Origin of the sequence: Arthrobacter sp. zg.Y820 (assembly GCF_030125555.1) — a bacterium.
In the GTDB taxonomy this organism is placed as follows: domain Bacteria; phylum Actinomycetota; class Actinomycetes; order Actinomycetales; family Micrococcaceae; genus Arthrobacter_B.
Genome location: NZ_JASKLX010000001.1, coordinates 145,797 through 166,433, shown reverse-complemented (window position 1 = coordinate 166,433; position 20,637 = coordinate 145,797). Strand labels below are relative to the sequence as shown.

General features: G+C 64.3%; 21 protein-coding genes. 13 read left to right on the top strand and 8 right to left on the bottom strand.

All coding sequences use genetic code 11. The features are described 5' to 3' along the window. Nucleotides 1-92 precede the first annotated feature (92 nt). The 7 genes from QNN99_RS00735 (at nt 93) to QNN99_RS00705 (ending at nt 6,857) form a co-directional block, all read left to right on the top strand. Entirely contained in the window at nt 93-1,388 is a 1,296-nt protein-coding gene (locus tag QNN99_RS00735) for an enolase C-terminal domain-like protein (RefSeq protein ID WP_229964519.1), read from the top strand. 95 nt (nt 1,389-1,483) lie between these two features. Further along, nucleotides 1,484-2,866, top strand: coding sequence for a sugar porter family MFS transporter (locus tag QNN99_RS00730; RefSeq protein ID WP_229964518.1), 1,383 nt, complete (start codon nt 1,484-1,486; stop codon nt 2,864-2,866). 42 nt (nt 2,867-2,908) lie between these two features. Continuing rightward, nucleotides 2,909-3,349, top strand: coding sequence for an RbsD/FucU family protein (locus tag QNN99_RS00725; protein WP_229964517.1), 441 nt, complete (start codon nt 2,909-2,911; stop codon nt 3,347-3,349). A 1-nt stretch (nt 3,350) separates the two neighbouring features. Next, nucleotides 3,351-4,226 (top strand): amidohydrolase family protein, encoded by an 876-nt coding sequence (locus tag QNN99_RS00720; RefSeq protein WP_229964516.1) that lies wholly within the window; start codon nt 3,351-3,353, stop codon nt 4,224-4,226. Next, a complete protein-coding gene (locus QNN99_RS00715; RefSeq protein WP_229964515.1) occupies nt 4,219-5,184 on the top strand; it encodes an aldo/keto reductase in 966 nt (321 codons plus the stop codon). The genes QNN99_RS00720 and QNN99_RS00715 overlap by 8 nt, the downstream gene beginning before the upstream one ends. A gap of 60 nt (nt 5,185-5,244) precedes the next feature. Then, the gene (locus QNN99_RS00710; RefSeq protein WP_229964514.1) at nt 5,245-6,099 is read left to right on the top strand and encodes a fumarylacetoacetate hydrolase family protein; all 855 of its coding nucleotides are present in this window, start codon (nt 5,245-5,247) and stop codon (nt 6,097-6,099) included. Beyond that, on the top strand, nt 6,099-6,857 hold the full coding sequence (locus tag QNN99_RS00705) for an SDR family NAD(P)-dependent oxidoreductase (protein WP_229964513.1): 759 nt from the start codon (nt 6,099-6,101) through the stop codon (nt 6,855-6,857). Before QNN99_RS00710 ends, QNN99_RS00705 begins: the two co-directional genes overlap by 1 nt. A gap of 90 nt (nt 6,858-6,947) precedes the next feature. On the opposite strand, the gene QNN99_RS00700 is transcribed toward QNN99_RS00705, so the two are convergent. Next, nucleotides 6,948-7,619, bottom strand: coding sequence for a FadR/GntR family transcriptional regulator (locus QNN99_RS00700; RefSeq protein ID WP_229964512.1), 672 nt, complete (start codon nt 7,617-7,619; stop codon nt 6,948-6,950). Between the two features lie 64 nt (nt 7,620-7,683). Continuing rightward, nucleotides 7,684-8,076: a VOC family protein gene (locus tag QNN99_RS00695; protein ID WP_229964511.1), complete on the bottom strand. Its 393-nt coding sequence runs from the start codon at nt 8,074-8,076 to the stop codon at nt 7,684-7,686. A gap of 189 nt (nt 8,077-8,265) precedes the next feature. Here QNN99_RS00695 and QNN99_RS00690 point away from each other — a divergent pair, with 189 nt between their 5' ends. From QNN99_RS00690 to QNN99_RS00680, 3 genes are all read left to right on the top strand, one after another. Next, nucleotides 8,266-9,147, top strand: a complete 882-nt coding sequence (locus QNN99_RS00690) for an aldo/keto reductase (RefSeq protein WP_229964510.1) — start codon at nt 8,266-8,268, stop codon at nt 9,145-9,147. A 92-nt stretch (nt 9,148-9,239) separates the two neighbouring features. After that, a complete protein-coding gene (locus QNN99_RS00685) occupies nt 9,240-9,941 on the top strand; it encodes a type 1 glutamine amidotransferase domain-containing protein (RefSeq protein ID WP_229964509.1) in 702 nt (233 codons plus the stop codon). A gap of 9 nt (nt 9,942-9,950) precedes the next feature. Continuing rightward, nucleotides 9,951-10,808, top strand: a complete 858-nt coding sequence (locus QNN99_RS00680) for an SDR family oxidoreductase (protein WP_229964508.1) — start codon at nt 9,951-9,953, stop codon at nt 10,806-10,808. Between the two features lie 47 nt (nt 10,809-10,855). Here the strand turns inward: QNN99_RS00680 and QNN99_RS00675 are convergent, their stop codons facing one another. The 4 genes from QNN99_RS00675 to QNN99_RS00660 all read right to left on the bottom strand — a co-directional run bounded on the left by QNN99_RS00675 (nt 10,856) and on the right by QNN99_RS00660 (nt 15,246). Then, nucleotides 10,856-11,653 (bottom strand): glycerophosphodiester phosphodiesterase, encoded by a 798-nt coding sequence (locus QNN99_RS00675; protein WP_229964507.1) that lies wholly within the window; start codon nt 11,651-11,653, stop codon nt 10,856-10,858. A 179-nt stretch (nt 11,654-11,832) separates the two neighbouring features. Next, nucleotides 11,833-12,288, bottom strand: a complete 456-nt coding sequence (locus QNN99_RS00670) for a DUF3817 domain-containing protein (protein WP_229964506.1) — start codon at nt 12,286-12,288, stop codon at nt 11,833-11,835. 223 nt (nt 12,289-12,511) lie between these two features. Further along, on the bottom strand, nt 12,512-13,801 hold the full coding sequence (locus tag QNN99_RS00665) for an MFS transporter (protein WP_229964505.1): 1,290 nt from the start codon (nt 13,799-13,801) through the stop codon (nt 12,512-12,514). A 5-nt stretch (nt 13,802-13,806) separates the two neighbouring features. Next, nucleotides 13,807-15,246, bottom strand: coding sequence for a M20 family metallopeptidase (locus tag QNN99_RS00660; protein ID WP_229964504.1), 1,440 nt, complete (start codon nt 15,244-15,246; stop codon nt 13,807-13,809). Nucleotides 15,247-15,441: 195 nt separating this feature from the next. On the opposite strand from QNN99_RS00660, the gene QNN99_RS00655 reads away from it, so the two are divergent. After that, the gene (locus QNN99_RS00655) at nt 15,442-16,344 is read left to right on the top strand and encodes a LysR family transcriptional regulator (RefSeq protein WP_229964503.1); all 903 of its coding nucleotides are present in this window, start codon (nt 15,442-15,444) and stop codon (nt 16,342-16,344) included. Between the two features lie 180 nt (nt 16,345-16,524). Further along, complete coding sequence (locus QNN99_RS00650) at nt 16,525-16,890, top strand: hypothetical protein (protein WP_229964502.1); 366 nt, start codon at nt 16,525-16,527, stop codon at nt 16,888-16,890. A 24-nt stretch (nt 16,891-16,914) separates the two neighbouring features. Here QNN99_RS00650 and QNN99_RS00645 read toward each other — a convergent pair whose 3' ends face one another. Then, the gene (locus QNN99_RS00645; RefSeq protein ID WP_229964501.1) at nt 16,915-17,823 is read right to left on the bottom strand and encodes a DUF5996 family protein; all 909 of its coding nucleotides are present in this window, start codon (nt 17,821-17,823) and stop codon (nt 16,915-16,917) included. A 290-nt stretch (nt 17,824-18,113) separates the two neighbouring features. Between QNN99_RS00645 and QNN99_RS00640 the strand changes: the two genes are divergently transcribed. Beyond that, a complete protein-coding gene (locus tag QNN99_RS00640; RefSeq protein WP_229964500.1) occupies nt 18,114-19,394 on the top strand; it encodes a multidrug effflux MFS transporter in 1,281 nt (426 codons plus the stop codon). A gap of 82 nt (nt 19,395-19,476) precedes the next feature. On the opposite strand, the gene QNN99_RS00635 is transcribed toward QNN99_RS00640, so the two are convergent. Next, entirely contained in the window at nt 19,477-20,523 is a 1,047-nt protein-coding gene (locus QNN99_RS00635) for a LacI family DNA-binding transcriptional regulator (protein ID WP_229964499.1), read from the bottom strand. Between the last annotated feature and the right edge of the window lie 114 nt (nt 20,524-20,637).

Below are 20,637 nucleotides of genomic sequence, written 5' to 3'. Positions count from 1 at the left end.
GTTTGACACTACGAACATAGGATGTTTAGCTCGTGATATCGATCACGTTCCGGCACCTTCGAGCCGGCTGACTTGTTAGGCAGGCACAGTTCTTGAGCACCATCACCCGCGTGGATATCCAGGACATCCGATTCCCGACGTCGCAGGACCTGGACGGCTCCGATGCAATGAACCCGGACCCGGACTACTCCGCCGCCTACCTCAGCATCGGGACAGACTCCGATGACGGCCTGACCGGAAACGGATTCGTCTTCACGATCGGCCGCGGCAATGACGTCCAGGCCGCCGGAATCACTGCCCTTGCCGGCTACCTCACCGGCCGCAACGTTGAAGAGACGCTGGCAGACCTCGGCGGTTTCTGGAAGACACTTGTCCACGATTCACAGTTGCGCTGGCTCGGACCGGAAAAGGGCGTGATGCACATGGCAATCGGTGCGGTCATCAACGCACTGTGGGATCTGCGGGCCAAGCGCGAAGGCAAGCCCCTGTGGCTTCTGTTAGCCGAAATGAGCCCGGAGGAAATCGTGGGCCTGGTGGACTTCCGCTACCTCACCGATGCCCTGACTCCTGCCGAAGCCCTCGACATCCTCAGGCGAGCCGAGCCGGGCCGGCAGGAACGCATCAGCACCCTCAAGCGGGTCGGTTACGAGGCATACACCACCACGCCCGGCTGGCTGGGCTACTCCGACGAGAAGCTCACCCGTCTGTGCCGGGAAGCAATGGCTGACGGCTTCGAACAAATCAAGCTCAAAGTCGGCGCCGACCTCGACGACGACATCCGCCGCCTGCGGGTGGCGCGCGAGGTCTGCGGTCCGGACTTCCGGATTGCAGTGGACGCCAACCAGCGCTGGGACGTGGACCAGGCCATCGAATGGATGGCTCATCTGGCCCCCTTCAATCCAGCCTGGATCGAGGAGCCCACCAGCCCCGACGACGTCCTGGGCCACGCAGCCATCGCCCGGGCCATCGCCCCGATCCCGGTTGCCACCGGAGAACATGTGCAGAACCGCGTGATCTTCAAGCAGATGCTGCAGGCCGGTTCCCTGCAGGTGCTCCAGATCGATGCATCCCGCGTTGCCGGCGTTAACGAGAACATCGCCATCCTGCTGCTCGCGGCCAAATTCGGAGTCCCGGTCTGCCCTCACGCCGGAGGAGTGGGGCTTTGCGAAGCAGTCCAGCACCTCTCCATGTTCGACTATGTGTCAGTCTCCGGTGCCATGGACGGCCGGATGATCGAGTTCGTCGACCACCTGCACGAGCACTTCACCGTTCCGGTCGACGTGCGTGCCGGCCGCTACTGGCCGCCGGCAGCACCCGGTGCCGGAATGGAAATGATCCAGTCCTCCGTGGCCGGCTACCTCTACCCCACCGGCTCCGTCTGGTCCTAAGGTCCCAGCCGACCCCGCCCCGGCGTCCGCCTCGGCCCCACGTTAGTTCCGCTCGTTCTTCCCTGCCTTTTTCAGCCTCATAGAAGAGACCTTTGATGATCCAGGATCCAGACCAGCTTCACCAGCGCGACCACAGCAAGGAAACCATCCCCAAAGCGGTGGTCTTCATCGCCGTCCTTGCCGGGTTTTCAGGCCTGCTGTACGGCTACGACTCCGGCGCCATATCCGGTGCCCTGCCCCTGTTGATCAACGACTTCGGAATCGACGCCGGAACCCAGGGTCTGGTTACCTCGCTGCTGCTCTGGGGAGCGCTGCCCGCGATCATCGGCGCCACGCTCGCCGCCCGCCGGTTCGACCGTCGCCATCTGCTGCTGGTCGCCGCGGTGATCTTCGTCGTCGGCTCCGTTGCCTGCGCCCTGGCTCCGAACATCACGGTCCTGATGTACGCCCGGTTCTTCCTGGGCTTGGCTGTGGGCATCGCCAACATGTTCGGCCTGATCTATCTGGCCGAACTCGCCCCGACCCGCATTCGGGGACTGCTGACCGCTTTGTACCAGCTCTCCGTCAACGTCGGCATCCTGTGCGCCTACATCGCAGGCGACGCGCTGCAGGCCTCCGGCAGTTGGCAGTGGATCCTCGGAGCCGGCGCTTTTCCTGCCATCATCTTCCTGGTCGGCATGTACCTCAGCCCGGCCAGCCCCCGCTGGCTGATCATGCGCGGCCGCCGCGAGGAAGCCCTCACCGTCCTGACCAAGCTGCGGGCCACCCGCGAACTCGCCGCGGCTGAAGTCGCCGAGATCGAAGGCAGCCTGCAGAACCAGGGCGCCGGCGTCGGGCAGCTTTTCCGCTCGGCCCGGCCGGCAATGACGGTCCTGTTCATCCTTACCTTCTTCCAGGTCTTCACCGGCATCAACGCGGTGGTCTACTACGCGCCGATCATCTTCGCTGACATTGAATCGATGGGCGAAAACGCCGGCATGATCGCCAACTACGGCGTCGGCATCGCCCTGGTGGTCTCCACCGCCATCTCGCTGCCGCTGATTGACCGGCTGGGCCGGGTCAAGATGCTGGCCGTGAGCATGGCCGGCCAGGCTGTGGCCATGGTGGTGCTCTGGCTTTTCCCGGATATGGGCTTTGTCAGCATTGCCGCCGTCTTCGTGTACACCTTTGCCTTCGGCTTCGGTCTCGGTCCGGTGTTCTGGCTGTACATCCCCGAGGTGCTCCCGCTGCGGATGCGTGCCATTGGCATGGGCGTTATCACCTTCACGCAATACCTCTTCAACGCCGTGTTTGCTTCGGCTTTCCCGGTGGCCATGGAGCGCTTCGGTCCGGTCGTGTTCCTGCTCTTCGCGGTCCTTTCGGCTGCCGGCTTCTTCTATGTGGTGCGCCGCGTCCCGGAAACCTCAGGAAAGTCCCTGGAGGAGATCGAGGAGTACTGGCGCGTGGAGGAAGACCGGAAACTGGCCGCCGCCGGCTGATTCGATCCTCCTGCCTCACCGGTCCAGCTAAAGGAAAAACCCATGCTCAGCTTCGAACTCACCCACCCCGACCTGCTGCAGGCGCTGGCGTCGTCCGGCCACGGCACCAAAGTGCTCATCGCCGACGGCAACTATCCCCACAACACCGGCGCCCCCGCGTCCGCCCGGCGCATCGCCCTGAATTTGCGTCCCGGCCTGCTCACCGTGGACCAGATTCTGGAAGTCCTGGCGGTCAGCAGTCCGATTGAGTCAGCGGAAATCATGACCGACGACGACGGCGCCTGGGCACCGTGCGTCGGCGGCTACCGGGCCCTCCTGGGGCGGGAGGTTCCGGTGCTCGGCCACGAGCGGCACGCGTTTTACGAGGCCGCCCGGGGATCCGACGTCGGCGTGGTGATCGCCAGCGGGGACCAGCGACAGTACGCCAATCTGCTCCTGACCATCGGCGTGCGGACAACCGGCTCCTCGCTGCCGGGAGCCTAGCGTGCGGATCACGGACACCCACGTCCATTTCTGGGATCCGCGGCGGTTTTCCTACCCATGGCTGGAGGACCGTCCGGTCCTGAACGTCCCCCGTCTGGCCGCCGATCTGTGCCCAGGGCTGGACGCGGACATGTCGCCGGTGCGGAAAATAGTGCTCGTTGAAGCCGGCTGTCGTTCCGATCAGGCCGTGGACGAAACCCTGTGGCTGCAGGACCAGGCCCGGCGGGATCCCCGGATCGGTGCGGTCGTGGCGGCAGTGACGCTGGAGGACGACACCCGCCTGTCCACGGAGCTGGACCGGCTAAGCCGGATTCCGCTGGTGCGCGGCGTCCGGCGTAATTTCCAGTCGCTGGAACCCGGTGCCCTCGTTGCACCGGCCATGATTGCCGGTGCAAGGGCAGTGGCCGCTGCCGGATTGGTTTTTGATGCCACCGTTCGCTCAGGTCAGCTCCCGGAGCTGGAAGCCTTCGCCCGGCAGGTTCCCGAACTGACCATTGTGCTGGACCATCTGGGCAAGCCCCCGGTGGCTTCCGGCGTCGTCGGACCCTGGGCGCGGGACCTGCAGCGGCTGGCGGACTGCCCCAATGTGACGGTCAAAATTTCGGGACTTGCGCCGGAGGCCGCTCCGGAGAGACCGCTCGAAGCACAGATACGACCGTTCCTGGCCGCGGCCCTGGAGATCGCGGACCCGGGCCGGCTGCTCTTGGGCAGTGACTGGCCGGTGTCCACGGCCCGGGCACCGCGGGACACCTATGCGAGCTGGTGGACCTTGCTGCTGGAGGATACGCTCTGCGTGCTCAGCGCACCGGACCGCGAAGCTGTTGCCGAAGGCAACGCCGAACGGATTTACATGAAAGCAGGAACAACGCATGAGTGAAAACCAAACCGTGGAGCGCATCCGGAGCACCGGCGCGCTGGGCTTCGGCGCAGCCCCCATCGGCAACCTCTACCGTGCCGTACCAGACGCCGAGGCTCTGGACGCCGTCGAAACAGCGTGGCAGCAGGGCATCCGGCACTTCGACACCGCACCCCACTATGGCCTGGGACTGGCTGAACGCCGGCTTGGGCAGGTGCTGTCCGGAAAACCCCGGGACAGCTATCTGCTATCCAGCAAGGTGGGGCGGCTGCTTCGCCCCAACCCGGCACCCGGGGGCAGGGACACGGAGGGCTTTGACGTACCCGATGACCTCACCCGGATCTATGACTACACCCGCGACGGAGTGCTGCGCTCCATTGAGGAGAGCCTGGTCCGGCTGAACACGGACCGCTTGGACGTGGTGTACATCCACGACCCGGACGAACACTGGGACGAGGCAGTGGCCGGCGCCGTTCCTGCCCTGTCAGAGCTTCGGGACCAGGGCGTGATCGGTGCCTACGGCGCCGGGATGAACCAGTCGGCGATGCTGGAACGCTTTGTCCGGGAGACCGACGTCGACGTCGTCATGCTTGCGGGCCGCTACACGCTGCTGGAACAGGCCGCCGCCGGGAACCTGATAAGCGCCTGCCGCGAGCGCGGGGTGGGCATTGTGGACGTGGGCGTTTTCAACTCCGGGCTGCTGTCCAAGGACCGGCCGGCCCCCGACGCCACTTACAACTACGCCCCCGCGCCGCCGGAGATGTTGGAGCGTGCCAATGCCCTGGCCGATCTGGCGGAGAAGCACGACACCACGCTTCCCGCAGTTGCCCTCGCCTTCCCTTATCGGGAACCGGCGGTGGCCGCCATCGTCCTGGGCATGCGCACGGCGGAACAGGTGGAACAAAATGTTGCCCTGAGCGGCGCCGCCATCCCCGAACAATTCTGGGCCGATGCAGCCGCCCTCGGTTTCATCCGCTGACCAAAACCTGCCCACACACCACCGGCTGAACCAACGCACCATCGATCGAACAGGAACCTTATGGAATTCATGCGCATCGGGCCCAAGGGCTCGGAAACCCCCGTTGTCGTGGAGAACGGCACCTCCTACTCGCTGGCCGGCATTGTCGCGGACATCGATCCCGACTTCTGGTCCGAGGGCCCGGCGCGGGTGGCCCAAGCTCTCGCGGCCGGCGAGCTGACCGCCGTCAACCCGGCCGGGCAGCGGATCGGCGCTCCGGTCGCCCGTCCCTCGGCGATCATCTGCATCGGTCAGAACTACGCCGCGCACGCCGCGGAATCCGGTGCGCAGCCGCCGACGCACCCGATTGTCTTCCTCAAGACGCCGAACACGCTGACCGGGCCCTACGACGCCGTGGGCATCCCGCCGGCCTCGGAAAAAACCGACTGGGAAGTGGAACTGGCCATCGTCATCGGCAAGCCCGCCGCTTACCTGCAGTCCGATGCCGAGGCCGCTGACGCCATCGGCGGGTACATGACGGTGAACGACCTTTCGGAGCGGAGCTACCAGATGGACGTCTCCGGCGGTCAGTGGAGCAAGGGCAAATGCGTGAAGGATTTCCTGCCCGCCGGACCGGTGCTCCGCACAGCCGACAGCATTGATCCCGCGGACCTGCGGCTGCGCAGTTGGGTCAATGGGGAGCCGCGGCAGGACTCGTCCACCCGGGACATGATCTTCTCCGTGACGGATATCGTCCGCGACCTCTCCCAGTACATGCAACTCGAGCCGGGCGACATCATCTGCACCGGCACCCCGGAGGGCGTTGCCTTCTCCGGACGCTTCCCTTACCTGCAGGCCGGGGACGTCACCGAGATTGAAATCGAGGGGCTGGGCAAACAGCGCCAGGAGTACAACCGGATTGAGGCGGGCAAGTAATGGCAGCGGAATTTGAGGGACTGGCAGCGATCGTCACCGGCGGAGCCTCCGGCATCGGGGCAGCAACGGTGCAGCGCTTGCTGGAGTCGGGTGCAAAGGTTGGCGTCCTGGACCTGCGTCCGGAACAGGCGCCCGCAGGGGCGGTGGGAATCCGCTGCGACGTCGGGGATTCCGATTCCGTGCGCTCCGCCGTCGCCGAGGCCGCCCGGGTGCTGGGAGGCATCGACGTCGTCGTCAATAACGCGGGCATTGGCGCCCAGGGCGACGTCGCGGCGAATGACGACGACGAATGGGCCCGCGTTCTGAACGTGAACGTGCTGTCCGTGGCCCGGGTATCCCGTGAGGCGCTGCCCTACCTGCGCGAATCAGCGCATGCTGCGATTGTGAACACCTCCTCGATTGCCGCTGCAGCCGGGCTGCCAGAGCGGGTACTGTATTCCGCGAGTAAGGGTGCCATCCGCTCCATGACGCTGGCGATGGCCGCCGACCACATCCGCGAAGGGATCCGGGTGAACTGCGTCAGCCCCGGCACGGCCAACACTCCGTGGATCGGGGGGCTGCTGAGCAAAGCCGCTGATCCCGAGGCGGAGCGGACAGCACTGAACGCCCGCCAGCCGCACGGCCGGATGGTGGAGCCCGAAGAGGTCGCCGAGGCGATCTGTTACCTGGCCAGTCCTCGGAACAAGTCCACCGCAGGCGTTTGCCTGGCGGTCGACGGTGGCATGGACGGTCTGCGGCTGAGGCCCGTCGGCGCGTAGCCTCACCCCTCAAGACGTAAAAACGGGAAGGTCCGGTGCGCGCACCGGACCTTCCCGTTTGACCAGCCCGACTTACGCGGCTGGCGTCTGTCAGCCGAGCGCCTCCTTGACCCACTGTTCCACGCCGCTCACGTGCAGCATGGTGGCGGCGCGCGCCAATTCTGCGTCCCCCGACCGCAGGGCCGCGACGATGCTCCTGTGCTCCGCCAGAGTGCGTTCCACCGCGCCCTGCTCTGTGAGGCCGCGCCAGATCCGTGCCCGGACCGTTCGACTGTTCAGGCCTGAAAGCAGCCCGCAGAGGTAGCCGTTGCCCGCGGCGTCGGCAATGCTCTCGTGGAACCGCAGGTCATGCTCGATGAGGTCATCCACGGATCCCGCGTCCACGCCTGCGATGTCCGCCTCCAATCCGGCCAGCTCCGCTTGGGTGATCCGTCTGGCCGCCATGCCTGCAGCCGAGGATTCCAGGATGCGCCGGACTTCGAAGAGCTCCACCAGCGAGGTGTCCGAATGCAGGTCCACCATGAACGCGGTGGATTCCTGCAGCAGCCGAGGCTCAAGGCTGGTGACGTATGTGCCGTCGCCTCGCCGGACGTCCAATACCCGGACGGCTTCCAACGCCTTGACCGCTTCCCGCAGCGAGTTGCGGGACAGACCCAATTGCTCGCTGAGTTCCTTCTCGGGCGGCAGCCGGTCCCCCGGGGACAGCTCTCCGCCGATGATCATGTCCTTGATCTTGGTTATCGCGTCATCCGTAAGGGCCATCCCTCGATCCTAGTCGGGGGCGGGTGGGCTGCCTCCCTGCCCGTAACACTGCAAAGAGTCCCCGTCAGGAGGAGTCCGACGGCAGCGCCGGGGCGATTTCCGGAAGCTCCTGCAGCGACCATTGGTTGCCGTCCGGATCGCTGAAGTAGACGAACGTGCCCCAGTCCAGCGGCGCAATGTCGCTGGCCTCAATGCCGTGGTCCACCAGGTGCTGCCGCGCCTCGGCGGCGTTGGGCACCACGATCTGGATCCGCTGGGTTCCGGGCACCATGTCCGTTGTCCCCGGACCGATCACCACCGAACACGCAGATCCCGGCGGCGTCAGCTGCACAAACCGCAGTTCCGGACTAATGCGTTCGTCGTAGTCAGCGTTGAATCCCACTTGGTCCACGTAGAACGCCTTGGAGGCATCCACGTTGGAGACCGGCACGGGTACCAGCTCAATTTTCCAGTCCATGGCATCCACGGTAGAACCGCCGACGACGGCGGGGAACGGTGCCGCGGTCAGATACGGTCCGCGACCGCTCCGGAAACCTCCGCGAGAGGAGGGAGGGAGGGAGGGAGGGAGGGAGGGAGGGAGGGAGGGAGGGAACGAAACCTCAGTGTGCTGAGGAATAAGCCCGCGGCAGCCCGTGTTGCCGCCTATATGACAGAGCAGAGCGTAACCCCCGTCCCCCTGACCATTGATCTCAAGGACCTGGGCACGGTCCGCCGTCTTGGCTTCGGCGCCATGCGCATCGTGGGCCCCGGCATCTGGGGCGAGCCCGAAAGCCGCGGCACCGCCGTCGACGTCGTCCGCCGGGCCGTGGAGCTGGGTGTTGACTTCATCGACACCGCCGATTCCTACGGCCCCAACGTCAGCGAGGAGATCATCGCCGAGGCGCTGTATCCGTATCCCGACGGCGTTCGCATCGCCACCAAGGCCGGCTTTGCCCGCACCGGACCTGACGTCTGGGTGCCCCTGGGCCGCCCGGAGTACCTGCGCCAGCAGGTCGAACTGAGCCTGCGCAAGCTCAAGGTGGATTCCCTGGATCTGTTCCAGCTGCACCGCATCGACCCCGAGGTTCCGGCCGAAGAGCAGTTCGCCGTGATGCGCGACCTGCAGCAGGAAGGCAAGATCAAGGCCCTGGGCCTGTCCCAGGTTTCGGTGGAGCAGCTCAAGGCCGCCGACAAGTACTTCACCGTCTCCACTGTGCAGAACCGCTACAACCTCACCGACCGCTCCTCCGAGGACGTGCTGGAATACGCCGAGGCCAACGGCATCGGCTTCATTCCGTGGGCTCCGATCTCCGCCGGCGAACTGGCCCAGCCGGGCGGCCCCGTGGCCGAAGCCGCGCAGCGCCTGAACGCCACCGATTCCCAGGTGGCCCTGGCCTGGCTGCTGCGCCGCTCCCCCGTGATCATGCCGATCCCGGGCACCGGCTCCATCAAGCACCTCGAGGAAAACCTCGCCGCCGCGGACCTGGTGCTCGACGACGCCACGTACGCCGAGCTCGACGCCGCCAGCAAGAGCGCTTCCGGCAAGTAGGCACCCGCCGCGGCAGCGCACCACCCGCCCGGCACACGCACCACCATTTCCCCACCTTCCCCCACTTTTCCCCCACCGAAGGAGACCTTCCCATGGCTAACATCCTCATGGTCGTTTCAGCAGCCGATTCACTCACGATGAAGGACGGCAGCGAGCATCCCACCGGCTACTGGGCCGAGGAACTCGTGGAATCCCACCGCGTCCTGCGTGAAGCCGGCCACACCGTCCGCATCGCCACCCCGAACGGCGTCAAGCCCACCGTTGACCAGGTCAGCCTGGACCCGGCGTCCGCCGGCGGCGAGGAAAAGGCCGTGGCCTTCACCAACTACCTCTCGTTCATCGACGCCGAGCTCTCCGCTCCGCTGACCCTGGCTGACGCGGATCCGGCGGAGTACGACGCCGTGATCATGCCGGGCGGGCACGGCCCCATGTCCGACCTGGCCTCCGACAAGGACCTGGGCCGGATTCTGATTGCAGCCGACACCGACGGAAAGATCATCGCTCCGTTCTGTCACGGCCCGGCAGGCTTGCTGAGCGCCGAGACGGAGAACGGCGACTTCGTTTTTGCCGGCCGCAAGATGACCGTCTTCACCGATGAGGAAGAACTCAATGGCGGCACCGGGGAGAACACCCCCTGGTTCGTCGAGGAAGTGCTGCGCAACAAGGGCGCCGAAGTGGAAACCGGCCCCGCCTGGTCCAGCTTCGTGGTCCGCGACCGGAACCTGATTTCCGGCCAGAACCCGCAGTCCAGCGAAGACGTGGCCAAGGCCGTCCTCGCCGCACTGGCCGAGTAGAAGCCCACTGTGACCGTCCTGATTGCCGGCTGCGGCGATCTGGGCACGGAAGCCGGCCTGCGGTTCGCCGCGGCCGGCTTTTCCGTGCTCGGCTGGCGCCGTTCCCCGGAGAAAATCCCCGCTCCGCTCACCGGCCAGGCCGCCGACCTGACCCGCGGCGAGCTGCCGCGGATTCCTGCCGATACCGGCGTCGTCGTCATCGCCGTGGCCGCCGGCAGCCGCAGTGAATCGGCCTACCGTGCAGCGTATGTGGACGGCACGGCGAACGTCCTGGATGCGCTGGAGCGCGACGGCGTGCGGCCGCGGCGGATCCTGTTCGTCTCCTCCACCGCGGTGTACGGCGACGCCGACGGCGGTGTGGTGGACGAGGAAACGCCGGCCGCCCCGGCGACGGTGACCGGTGCCGTGATCCTCGAGGCCGAGGAACTGCTGCACACGCGCCGGCCAGACGCCGTCGTGCTCCGGCTGTCAGGCATTTACGGGCCGGGCCGCACCCGGCTGATCGATGCCGTCACCGGAGGCACCGCCGTCGTGCCCAACCGGCCGCAGCCGACCAACCGGATCCACCGGGACGACGCCGCGGCGGCCATCGTGCACCTGACCACTGCGGTACCGGATCCCGCGCAGCTGTATGTGGGCGTCGACGACGAGCCGGTGGACCTGGCCGAGGTGCTGCGGTTCCTCGCGGCCGAACTGGCCGCCGAGCTGCCGGACGCGCCGGCGGACTCCAGCACTGAATCCAGCCGCGGCGGAAACCGGAAACTGTCCAACGCCCGGCTGCGCGGCACCGGTTTCGAGTTCGCCTATCCGACGTTCCGGGAAGGGTACCGGGCGGTGCTGGCCGGCGACGGCGTCCGGCACCCCTAGTCTGCCCTAGCCGGCGGCGGACCTAGCCGGCGGCGCTAGTCGGGGCGCTAGCCGGCGACGGAACCCGCGCCGTCCAGCAGCTCCACGAGGGTGCCGGGGAAATCAGTGATGATTGCCTCCACGCCCAGGTTCATGACCCGGGTCATCTCCGGAACGGTATTGACCGTGTAGACCCACAGGCCCAGGCCCGCCGCCCGGATGGCGGCGGCGCCGGACTGGGTCAGGAAGCGGTGCTCGGCCACCACTCCCCGCACACCGCGGCCGGCGAGCTGGGCCAGCAACCGTGCCGACGGAACCCGCCCCGCCAACTGCCACACCGGCAGACCGGGAGCGGCCGCGGCGAAGGTGCGGACAGCTGCCCGGTCAAAGGAGCTGACGGTGACCGGGTGGTGTTCCAGCAGGCGCACCCAGTCCGGTCCGGTCAGCGCGGCGGCGAGGGCGGTCTCCACGCCGGGTGAGTCCTGCGGAGCCTTGATCTCCAGGTTGATGCCCATGCCGAAGCCAACCGTGGCCGGCAGCTCGGAGAGGAACAGGATCGGCTCCCCGGTGAACTGTTCACCGAACCAGGACCCGGCGTCCAGCCGCCGCAGTTCCGCAGCGGTGAAGGAAACGATCGGAGCATCGGCACGCTCCGGAAAGACCTCCGCCACATTGGTGGTGCGGCGGCCGGTGCCGTCGTGAAAGAGGAACAGCTCGCCGTCAGCGGTGAGGCGCACATCGGTTTCCACCATGGCCGCGCCCGCCGCCCGGGCCTGCGCGAAGGCCACGGCGGTGTTCTCCGGCGCCAGCCCGCTGTTGCCGCGGTGACCCACCACCAGCGGGGCGCCTCGGTTTCCGATTGTCATGCCCTAACCCTCCAACGGTGCCACTGCGAATAATCCTCGTTCCACTGTAGTTGGGCAGGCCCCCAGACGCTCCGGGACGGGCTCGGCGGAACACCCCGGGACCCCCAAACTCCCCCGAAATGGCAGAAGGTGCACTTCCCAGCGCTGGGACGCGCACCTTCTGCCATTTCGCGGACGGATCAGCTCAGCGAAACGGGCGGGCCCAGGCGGAGCAGCACGCCGAAGACGACGGCGATGCCGGCCAGCACCACGACCGCCGAGGCGGCCGGACGGCGGAGCACCACGGCCTGGACCTTCTCGGGGAAGCTCACCGGGGTTTCGCCGCCGGGGGCCAGCCGCCACCCGCCGGCCAGCCGTCCCCGGCGGTCCATGGTCCGTTCGAAGGGAATGGTCGTATACGGGATGACAGCAGTGGCCAGGCCCAGGCCGATGGTGCCCAGCGACCACTTCTGGTTGATGCCCACGAAGACGGTGCTCGCGGCGTAGGACAGGAACACGAAGCCGTGAAGGCCGCCGGCAATCGGGGTGAAGGCCTCGTTGCCCAGGACGTACTTGGCGAACATGCCGGCCAGGAGCAGGGTCCAGGTGACGGCCTCGGCGAAGGCCAGGGTGCGGAACAAAGTGCGGGGGGTCATCGGGCTCTCTCGGTTGGGAGGTGCTGCTGCCATACCGCCGGAGTTGATACCAACGGGTTGTCAGTATCGTATCGCGGCGGGCGCCGCCGGCCCCCACGCCAACCTGCCTGTGCGAGCAAGATCAAGTCGTAGTTGGTTCGCCCGATGCCGCCGGAGCTTTCCCGGCGGCACCGGTGCTCATACTTCCTGCCAGAAGCGCTAACACGCGGGTGAGCGGCGGTTCCTAACGCAGGCCCAGCTTTTTCCAGATGGTGAGCATGGACACCAGACTGACAATCGCAGCGAAGATAACCCAAAAACTCGGCGCCATATCGTTTCCTGTCCTATCGATTAGCAGCGTAGCAATCAAGGGGGTAAAGCCGCCGAATATGGTAACCCCAATATTGTAGCCAACTGCCATTCCGGTAGCTCGGGTCTCCGCCGGAAATAGGGATGCCATGACAGCACCCATCGGCCCAAAATAACAAGCCTTCAATAGAGCCATAAGGAAAACCACGATAAGAAGCACACTTAGTGCAGGAACGGCAACCATGAAAGCAAACATTGGGTAAATGAGAATCAATACAGCCCCGGCCGCCGGTATCATTATCCTCAGCTGGCCCACCTTATCGGAGAAGTGACCCGAGAATGGTGTGACCAAGAGCAGAACGCAACCACCCACTAACGTTGCAACAAATCCGCTGGAATCCGGCAGTTTCAGTGTTGCGATGGCATATGTAGGAATGTACGTAATCATGTAGTTCAGGCACGTAGTGACCGCAAGCACTCCAATAGTGAGCAGAACAATCAACTTCTGCTCACGAAGTATTGTTCGGATCGGCTTGTTAGGAACATCATTTTCCAAGCGAATAATCGCCTCTGGCGTTTCTGGCACGTGTCGTCGAATATAAAGACCCGCCGGCCCGACAAGCAGTCCAAATAAAAATGGTATGCGAAAACCCCATGATTCGATTTGTTCCGCACTCAATGAAATAGTCAAGATGGTCCCGATACTTGCTGCCATCAGCGACGCCATGGCCTGGCTCGTAAACTGCCAACTTGCCGCGAATCCACGGCGTCCCGGTAGGTGCTCAACCATCATCGCAGTGGCACTGCCAAACTCGCCCCCTGCCGCGAATCCTTGGATGAGCCGTGCGACAAGGATGCCGATCGGAGCCAGCACACCGATGGATGCGTAGGACGGCATAACGCAGATGAGCAGTGTACCCACCACCATCAGACCAAGGGACAGCGTTAGCGCGGGCTTGCGCCCAACCCGATCGGCGTACGAGCCCAGGACAAGGGCTCCCACCGGCCGGATGAGGAAAGAAACTGCGAACGTCCCTAAGGCGAGGACAAGCGAAAATGCCGGGTCCTCTGATGGAAAAAACACCCGAGAAATGTATACGGCAAAAAAACTATAAATAGCAATGTCATACCATTCCAACGCGTTCCCGACACATGCGGCGCCAATAATTCGAAAGGTGCTGATTGGTTTAGCTGCCGCAGATGGGCTGCCTTCTGTCCTACTCACCATAACTATTCTCCTTCTTCGGCATGTGCTGTTTGGACAACGCTGAGTTCACCCTCCGAGATGAAGTCCGGGCCCAGCTCACCCAGGTCCCAAAATATTCCTGCCATTATCTGTATCGCTTCACGCATTAGAGGCCCGAGATTGTGCTCATTTGGAGCGTGCTGCAGGCAACCGGGATAAGAATGTGGAATCCAAATTGTGGGCAGCCGGAGTACATCACTAAACGCTTCATTCGGTAGTGACCCGGCCAGATTCGGCAACAGAACTGGGGTTTTTCCAGTTGTTTCCTCCAACGAAGCCAATGACCAATAGACCCATTTGTTCTCGGGATCGAGCCTGGTTGCAGCCATAGCAAACTCGACCTGCACCTCAACCATTGGGAGCCCCTGAGTCTCAAAGTGCCTCCTCAGAATTTCACCCGTCGACTCCCAGTCGGTGCCAACGACGAAGCGTAACTGGCAATGAGCACGTGCGGATGCCGGGATGGCGTTCACCGGGCCTTCAGGGTTACCTGAAGTCATTGCCAGTATCTCTAATGCATTCCATCCAAAAAGACGCTCGCTCGGACTCAGGCCCGGCTCGCCCCAATTCTTATCGATTGACGGACTCTCGGGTGAACTGTCGACGGTTATCTCCGCCAGCGCTGACCGCACAGCATCCGGAATAGGTGGCGGGATCAGGCCCTCCACTCTAATGCGCCCCTGTTTATCAACGAGGGTCGCCAGCGCATTGGACAGCACAGTTGCCGGGTTGCTCAGCACTCCCCCCCAATTGCCGGAGTGATGGCTCTCATTCCGCGGGTTGACTGTGAGCGTGAAGTTCACTGCTCCTCGTGCACCCAGAAAGATGGTTGGTTGCTCGGCCGATATGCGCGGACCGTCCGAAGCGATGAGGACGTCCGCGGAGAGGTCATCTTTTAGCTGTTCACAGACCTCATTGAGCCCCGGGGAACCAAATTCTTCCCCCATGTCCATCAGTAGCGCAATGTTGTATCCCAAAGTTCCGCCACGCGCCTCTATCACATGCTCGAGGGCCGCCAAGTTGATAGTGTGCTGCCCCTTATTATCTGCTGTCCCGCGCCCGTACCAGCGGTCGCCGTCTACGTTGATACGCCATGGATTGTTTGCCGCGTCCCAGTCCCCGGCATGCGCTAACTGCACATCGCCATGCCCGTAGGTGAGTACCGTATGTGCAGCTGCGTCCTCTTGACGCTTCGCAAAGAGGAAGGGATGACGCTCAGACAACGGGTTATCGATCACTTTGGACGTGAACCCCATTCGTTCAAGCTGAGGTCCTACTTCTTCCGCAAGGTAGGCATGCATTGTCGGCCCACTAGTGGGGTCCTGGCTTTCGGTTCGGTAGGCGATTTTTCGACTCAGGTCTGCCTCGAATTGCCCTGAATCGAAGTATTCAGTTGCAGATTCGATCGCAGTTATGCGATTCATTCTTCCTCCTATGGATCACAAAAGGGATATTTGTATGAGGCAGTCCGATTCAGAATTGCCGGACATAACTGCGCCATTTGTGCCCACACATTGACACTCAAGTAGGGTCCAGACAAGAGGAAACGAGTCCGGGACCAGTAGAATTTAGGACACACACGCGTTGCCGGACCGGCAACGCACGGATACCGTGTCTCCATGGCGCTCTATGATCCTGCACTCCGCTACTTCCTGGCTGTGTACGAAACCAGGTCCATAAACGCGGCCGCCAGGCAGTTATACGTCTCTGCCTCGGCCGTTAGCCGTCAAGTGGGGAGATTGGAAAAAGAGATTGGATCTCCTCTTTTCGAGCGTTTTCCCTCAGGAGTAGCTCCAACCGATGCGGCCAGGCTGTTTTCCGTATTTGCCCGACAGGTAATACGTGAGGCAAGCCACTTGAAAGACGAAATTTTTGAGCAGCAGACAGCGGAAGCCACAATAACGCTTGCGGCATCCAACGGGACAGGTCACGACTTTCTGCCTCGAGTTGCTGCGCAGTACCGTGAACTCCATCCCACGGTGCGGTTCAACCTCCACGTAACAGAGCCAGCACTGGTAACACGGTTCGTCCGCGAGGGAACAGTCGATGTGGGCATTACGTTCAATCTCACGATCGATCCCGGCGTCACCATTATGTATTCGCGCCGAGCACCACTGGTTGCTGTTGTCAGGCAGGGACATCCGTTGATGTCCGAGTCGGTGGTAGCTCTGCAGGATTTGGTTCCCTATCCCCTTGCACTCCTGACGCCCAACACGACGAACCGCCGCCTATTCGATCTTGTCCGTGAGTCCGGAAGCGACACCCTTGAGCCTGTCTTCGTTTGTGACAATCCTGACGCCCTACTGAGTTTCCTCAGGGGAAGTGATGCAGTGACCTTGTTGGGACGTATCACGGTCGCGCGCAATATTGCGGATGGCGATATGATCTCCATCCCGCTCAAGGAGCAGGAACTCGGTCAACGAAACCTGCAGGTTCAGACGAAAGCGGGACGAGACCTACCTATAGCACTGGCAAGTTTTGTAGATTTTCTTGTTCTCGCCCTTGAATCGACAGAAATATAGCTCCTGGAAGTCACCGACAGCCTCGGACGGTCAGCCTTTCCTGAGGAGAACAGGTAGCGCATGTCCGGAGAACCTTCCTCATCGGACGGATACTCGGGGTTACACTCATTCAAAAGCGGGTGACGGCCATACCGGACGCTGTGCGAGCAGCCGACACTCATACAGTCTTGGGGGACAGCCGTGGTCAAGTTCATCAAGTCCCTGCCTCAGCCGCTCAAGGCGCTGTACGTTCTGGCCTTTGCCGTCTTCGGGGTGGGGTTCGCGGCATCCATCGTGCAGATGGTCACGACCGATGGCTCCGGCGGCGTCTTTCCCCTATGGTTTGCCGCCATGGGCGCCGTCGTTGTGCTGGTCGGCATCTGCCTTGCCGTCGATCTCAATTCCTCAGCCCGGGCCACCGCCGAGGCCGCAGGCGGCTACCGGCCGATGGGCACGGGCGCCTCCCGTCCCTTCGCGCCCTCGCCGGGGTTCGTACGTTTGATCGGCGCGGCCTTCGTGGTGGGCGGATCCGTCTTCATCCTTGTTGCCTTCACCGAATTCCAATGAGGCGGACTGCCTCGAGTCGGCCCGTTACTTGGGGTAGGTCAGCGGCTCGGTGATCCAGTCCAGGTCCTTCCACCGGTCCAGCCGCTGCTGGATGCCAAAGCTGGACCGGCAGAAGTCGAGCACCGCCTGCTGCGGATCCGGCGCCGCGAAGGCATCCTCCAAGCTGAAAAGGAACTCGTTCTCGGAGGCCAGGAACTGTGCCCGCTCCGGCATCAGCAGCGTCCCGTAGCTGCCGATGCTCGCCAGGAACGGATACGGCAGAACATAAAACGACGGTTCCGGGGTTTTGGTGTCGCCGGGCCAGAATCCGACCTCGCAGAACCGCTCGTCGTAGCAGTTCCTGCCGATCGTGTCCGAACCCGAATACGGCGCCGGCTGGCCGCTGAACACATTGCCGGCCAGGTCCATGGTGCCGAACCAGAACGCCGGCATGTCGATTTTCCCGCGCATCGGGGAAAGGAACCCGGCCAGGGAACGGTGGGCAAAGTGCAGGTTCGCGAGGAAGAGTTCCACCGCCTCCTGATCGTAGGCGTGGTGCTGGTAGTCCTCGTCGAAGGGGATGGGATCGTAGAACTCCTGCGGCGTCGTGTTGATCGGCGTCGGCGTGCCGATGTCGTCCAGCGCTCCCATTAATTGCTGATGGAACGCCGCAACGCTCAGCCCGTCACCCAAAGGAATCCGGGCCCGCGTCCCCAAGCTGTTTTGCACGTTCACATGATGCTGGGCGAGATTGAAGAAGATTTCGAAATTCCGGTCCTCGACCGGGATGATGCCGGTGCCGATGCCCTGAATCGTCAGGTCCAACCGCACATGCGACCATCCGGGCCGCTTGTAGCTGCGCTCCAGCTTCACCTTGCCGGCCATCTGCAGGAACATGTGCAGGGTGTCGGCCGTGTCCTGCCATTCCGGATAGTTCAGGAATCTCTTGTCCATGGAGTTCACCTCTCGAAAGGCGGCGCGGCAGGATAATTCCAGTGTGTGGCGTGCTTCGGGCCCGGTCAACGATGTCGGCGGGTCCGGCTGCACCGAACTTCCAACCTCCGGATCCGCAGCAGAAACGCGTCACGGGGACCGCCGCAGGCCGTCCCCGCCCCGGAGCGGAGTGGCACACGCCACTGCCCTGCGCCCTTGTTCCCGCCTGCGGTCCGGCCCTAGGCTGAACAGGGCCCGTTTGGGCCTCCCTCCCCCTTTTCTTTCCTTTTCACCACCGCAAGGAGCGCCGCTTGAGCAACCCCGCCAGGGCACAGGGCACCCGACCCTCTTACCGTCCAGGGATCAAGTACATCCTGATGCTCGGTGCCCTGGCGGCGCTGCCTGCGGTCACCACCGACATGTACCTGCCGTCGCTGCCCACCGTGGCGGCGGATCTGCAGACCAGCCAGGCCGCGGCCCAGTTCACCATGTCCGGCACACTGATCGGCGCCGCCGTCGGGCAGCTGGTCATCGGGCCCTTCTCGGACCGGTTTGGGCGGCGGCTGCCGCTGCTGATCGGCATCAGCCTGCACGTCATCGTGTCGCTGCTGTGCGCCGTCGCTCCCGGCATCGGTTCGCTGATCGCGCTGCGGATCCTGCAGGGATTCTTCAACGCCGCCGCCGGCGTGGTGGCAATTGCCGTGATCCGGGACCGCTTTGTCGGCTCCGACGCCGCGCGGCTGCTGTCCCGGCTGATGCTGATCATCGGACTGGCACCGCTGCTGGCTCCCACCCTCGGGCAGGCCGTGGCCGGCATTTGGCAGTGGCGGGCGGTCTTTGTGGCGCTGGCCCTGATCGGGCTCATCCTGGTGCTGATCGTCTGGCGGTTCATGCCCGAAACGCTGCCGGCCGAACGGCGCCGGCGCAGCGGCGGGCCCAGCGCCTTCACCGGCTACCGGGTGCTGCTGCGGGACCGGCATTTCCTAGCCCTGGCCTTCATTCCCGGCCTCGGGATGGCAGTCATCATGAGCTATGTGGTGGGTTCACCGTTCGTGTTCCAGGACGAGTACGGCCTCACCGCCGGGCAGTACGCGCTGGTCTTTGCGATCAACGGCGCCGGCATGGTCATCTCCGCCCAGGCCAATGCCGCCCTGGTCCACCGCGCGTCGCCGATGAGCATCCTGCGCATCGCCGTGCCCATCCTGCTGGGGCTGTCCCTGCTGCTGCCGGTCATCATCACCACCGGGTTCGGCGGGGTCTTCGGCCTGGCCGCTGGCCTGTGGCTGGTACTGGGCATGCACGGACTGATCGCGGCGAACGCCACGGTCATGGCGCTGGGCAACTACGGGCACATGGCCGGTTCCGCCGCGGCCCTGATCGGTGCGCTGCAGGTGGGAGTTGCCGGCGTCGTCAGCCCGCTGGTGGGTGTCTTCGGCGGCCGGGCCCTGGCAATGTCAGCAGTGATCATCGGCTGCTGCGCGCTGATGACGCTGATCCTCGCCGCGGCGACTCCCGCCTACCGGCGCGGCGGCATGGCGGCACTGGAGGGCGGCCGGGCGGCCGCCGAGGCGGAAGCCACCAAGCCGGCCTGAGCGGAAGCGGCCGCCCGCTGAACCATGGCGGCCGGTGTCGCCGTCGTGCCGTTTCGCGGCGCCCCGGTGTCGATGCGCCGGCCTATCCCGCCGCGGCCAGTGGACGCACGGCTTCCGGTGCTGGCCCCGTGCTCTGCCGCACCACCAGGCTCGTCGCCAGATCCAGGCGGAGATTGTTCGGTACCTCACCCTCCCGGAGCATTAGCACCATGCGCGCGGCTTCCTCGGCCATCTCGATCAGCGGCTGATGCACCGTGGTCAGCGCCGGGCTGGACCAGCGGGCCACCTGCAGATCGTCGTATCCCACGATCGAGAGCTCGCCGGGCACGGAGATGCCGAGCTGGCGGGCCGCATCCAGCACGCCCAGCGCCTGAATGTCGCTGCCGGCGAAGATGGCCGTGGGCCGGTTGGGCCGGCGCAGCAGTTCCAGCGCATGGCCGCGGCCGCCGTCAACATGGAAGTTCCCGTAGCGGATCAGCTGCCGGTCAAAGGGCAGCCCTGCCGCGTTCAGCGCCGTCCGGTAACCGTCAATCCGGGCCAGTGAACACATCACGTCCTCCGGCCCGGTAATGGCCGCGATCCGCGTGTGCCCCAGGTCGATCAGGTGCCGGGTCGCCATCATCCCGCCGGCCCAGTTGGCGGATCCCACCGACGGCACATCCGGCGCCGGATCCCCGGCCGGGTCGATGATCGCGAAGGGAATCGAGCGCGCTTCCAGCCGCCGCCGGCAATCCTGGGCCAGGTCAGCAAACACCAGTACGACGCCGGCGGGCTGGCGGGCAATGACGCCCTCCACCCACTCGGGGCCGGGAGCATGCCGGGTTCCGCTTTCCGTCAGCACCACGCTGAGCCCGTTTTCGCGGGCCACGTTTTCCACGCCCCGGATGATCTCCAGCGCCCAAGCGCTCTCGAGTTCGTGAAAAACCAGCTCCAACAGGCGGGATTTCGGCGTGCGGGAGCCGCGCCGACGATAGCCGTGTTCATCCAGCAGTCCCTCAACTTTCGTGCGGGTTTCCCGGGAAACGTCGCTCCTGCCGTTCAGAACTTTCGAAATCGTGGAGAGCGAAACACCGGCCTCGGAGGCCAGTTCCGCCAGAGTTACGCGGGCGGAGGGTGTCGATGCGGACATGCCGTTCTCCTGAGTGCTCGGTAGGAATCGGAGAAGTTCTGCCAAAAAAGTGTTGCAGATCACAAACTTCCCCACCTAAGCTATCGGCATCCGCTAACTTTCGGCAACTGTTAC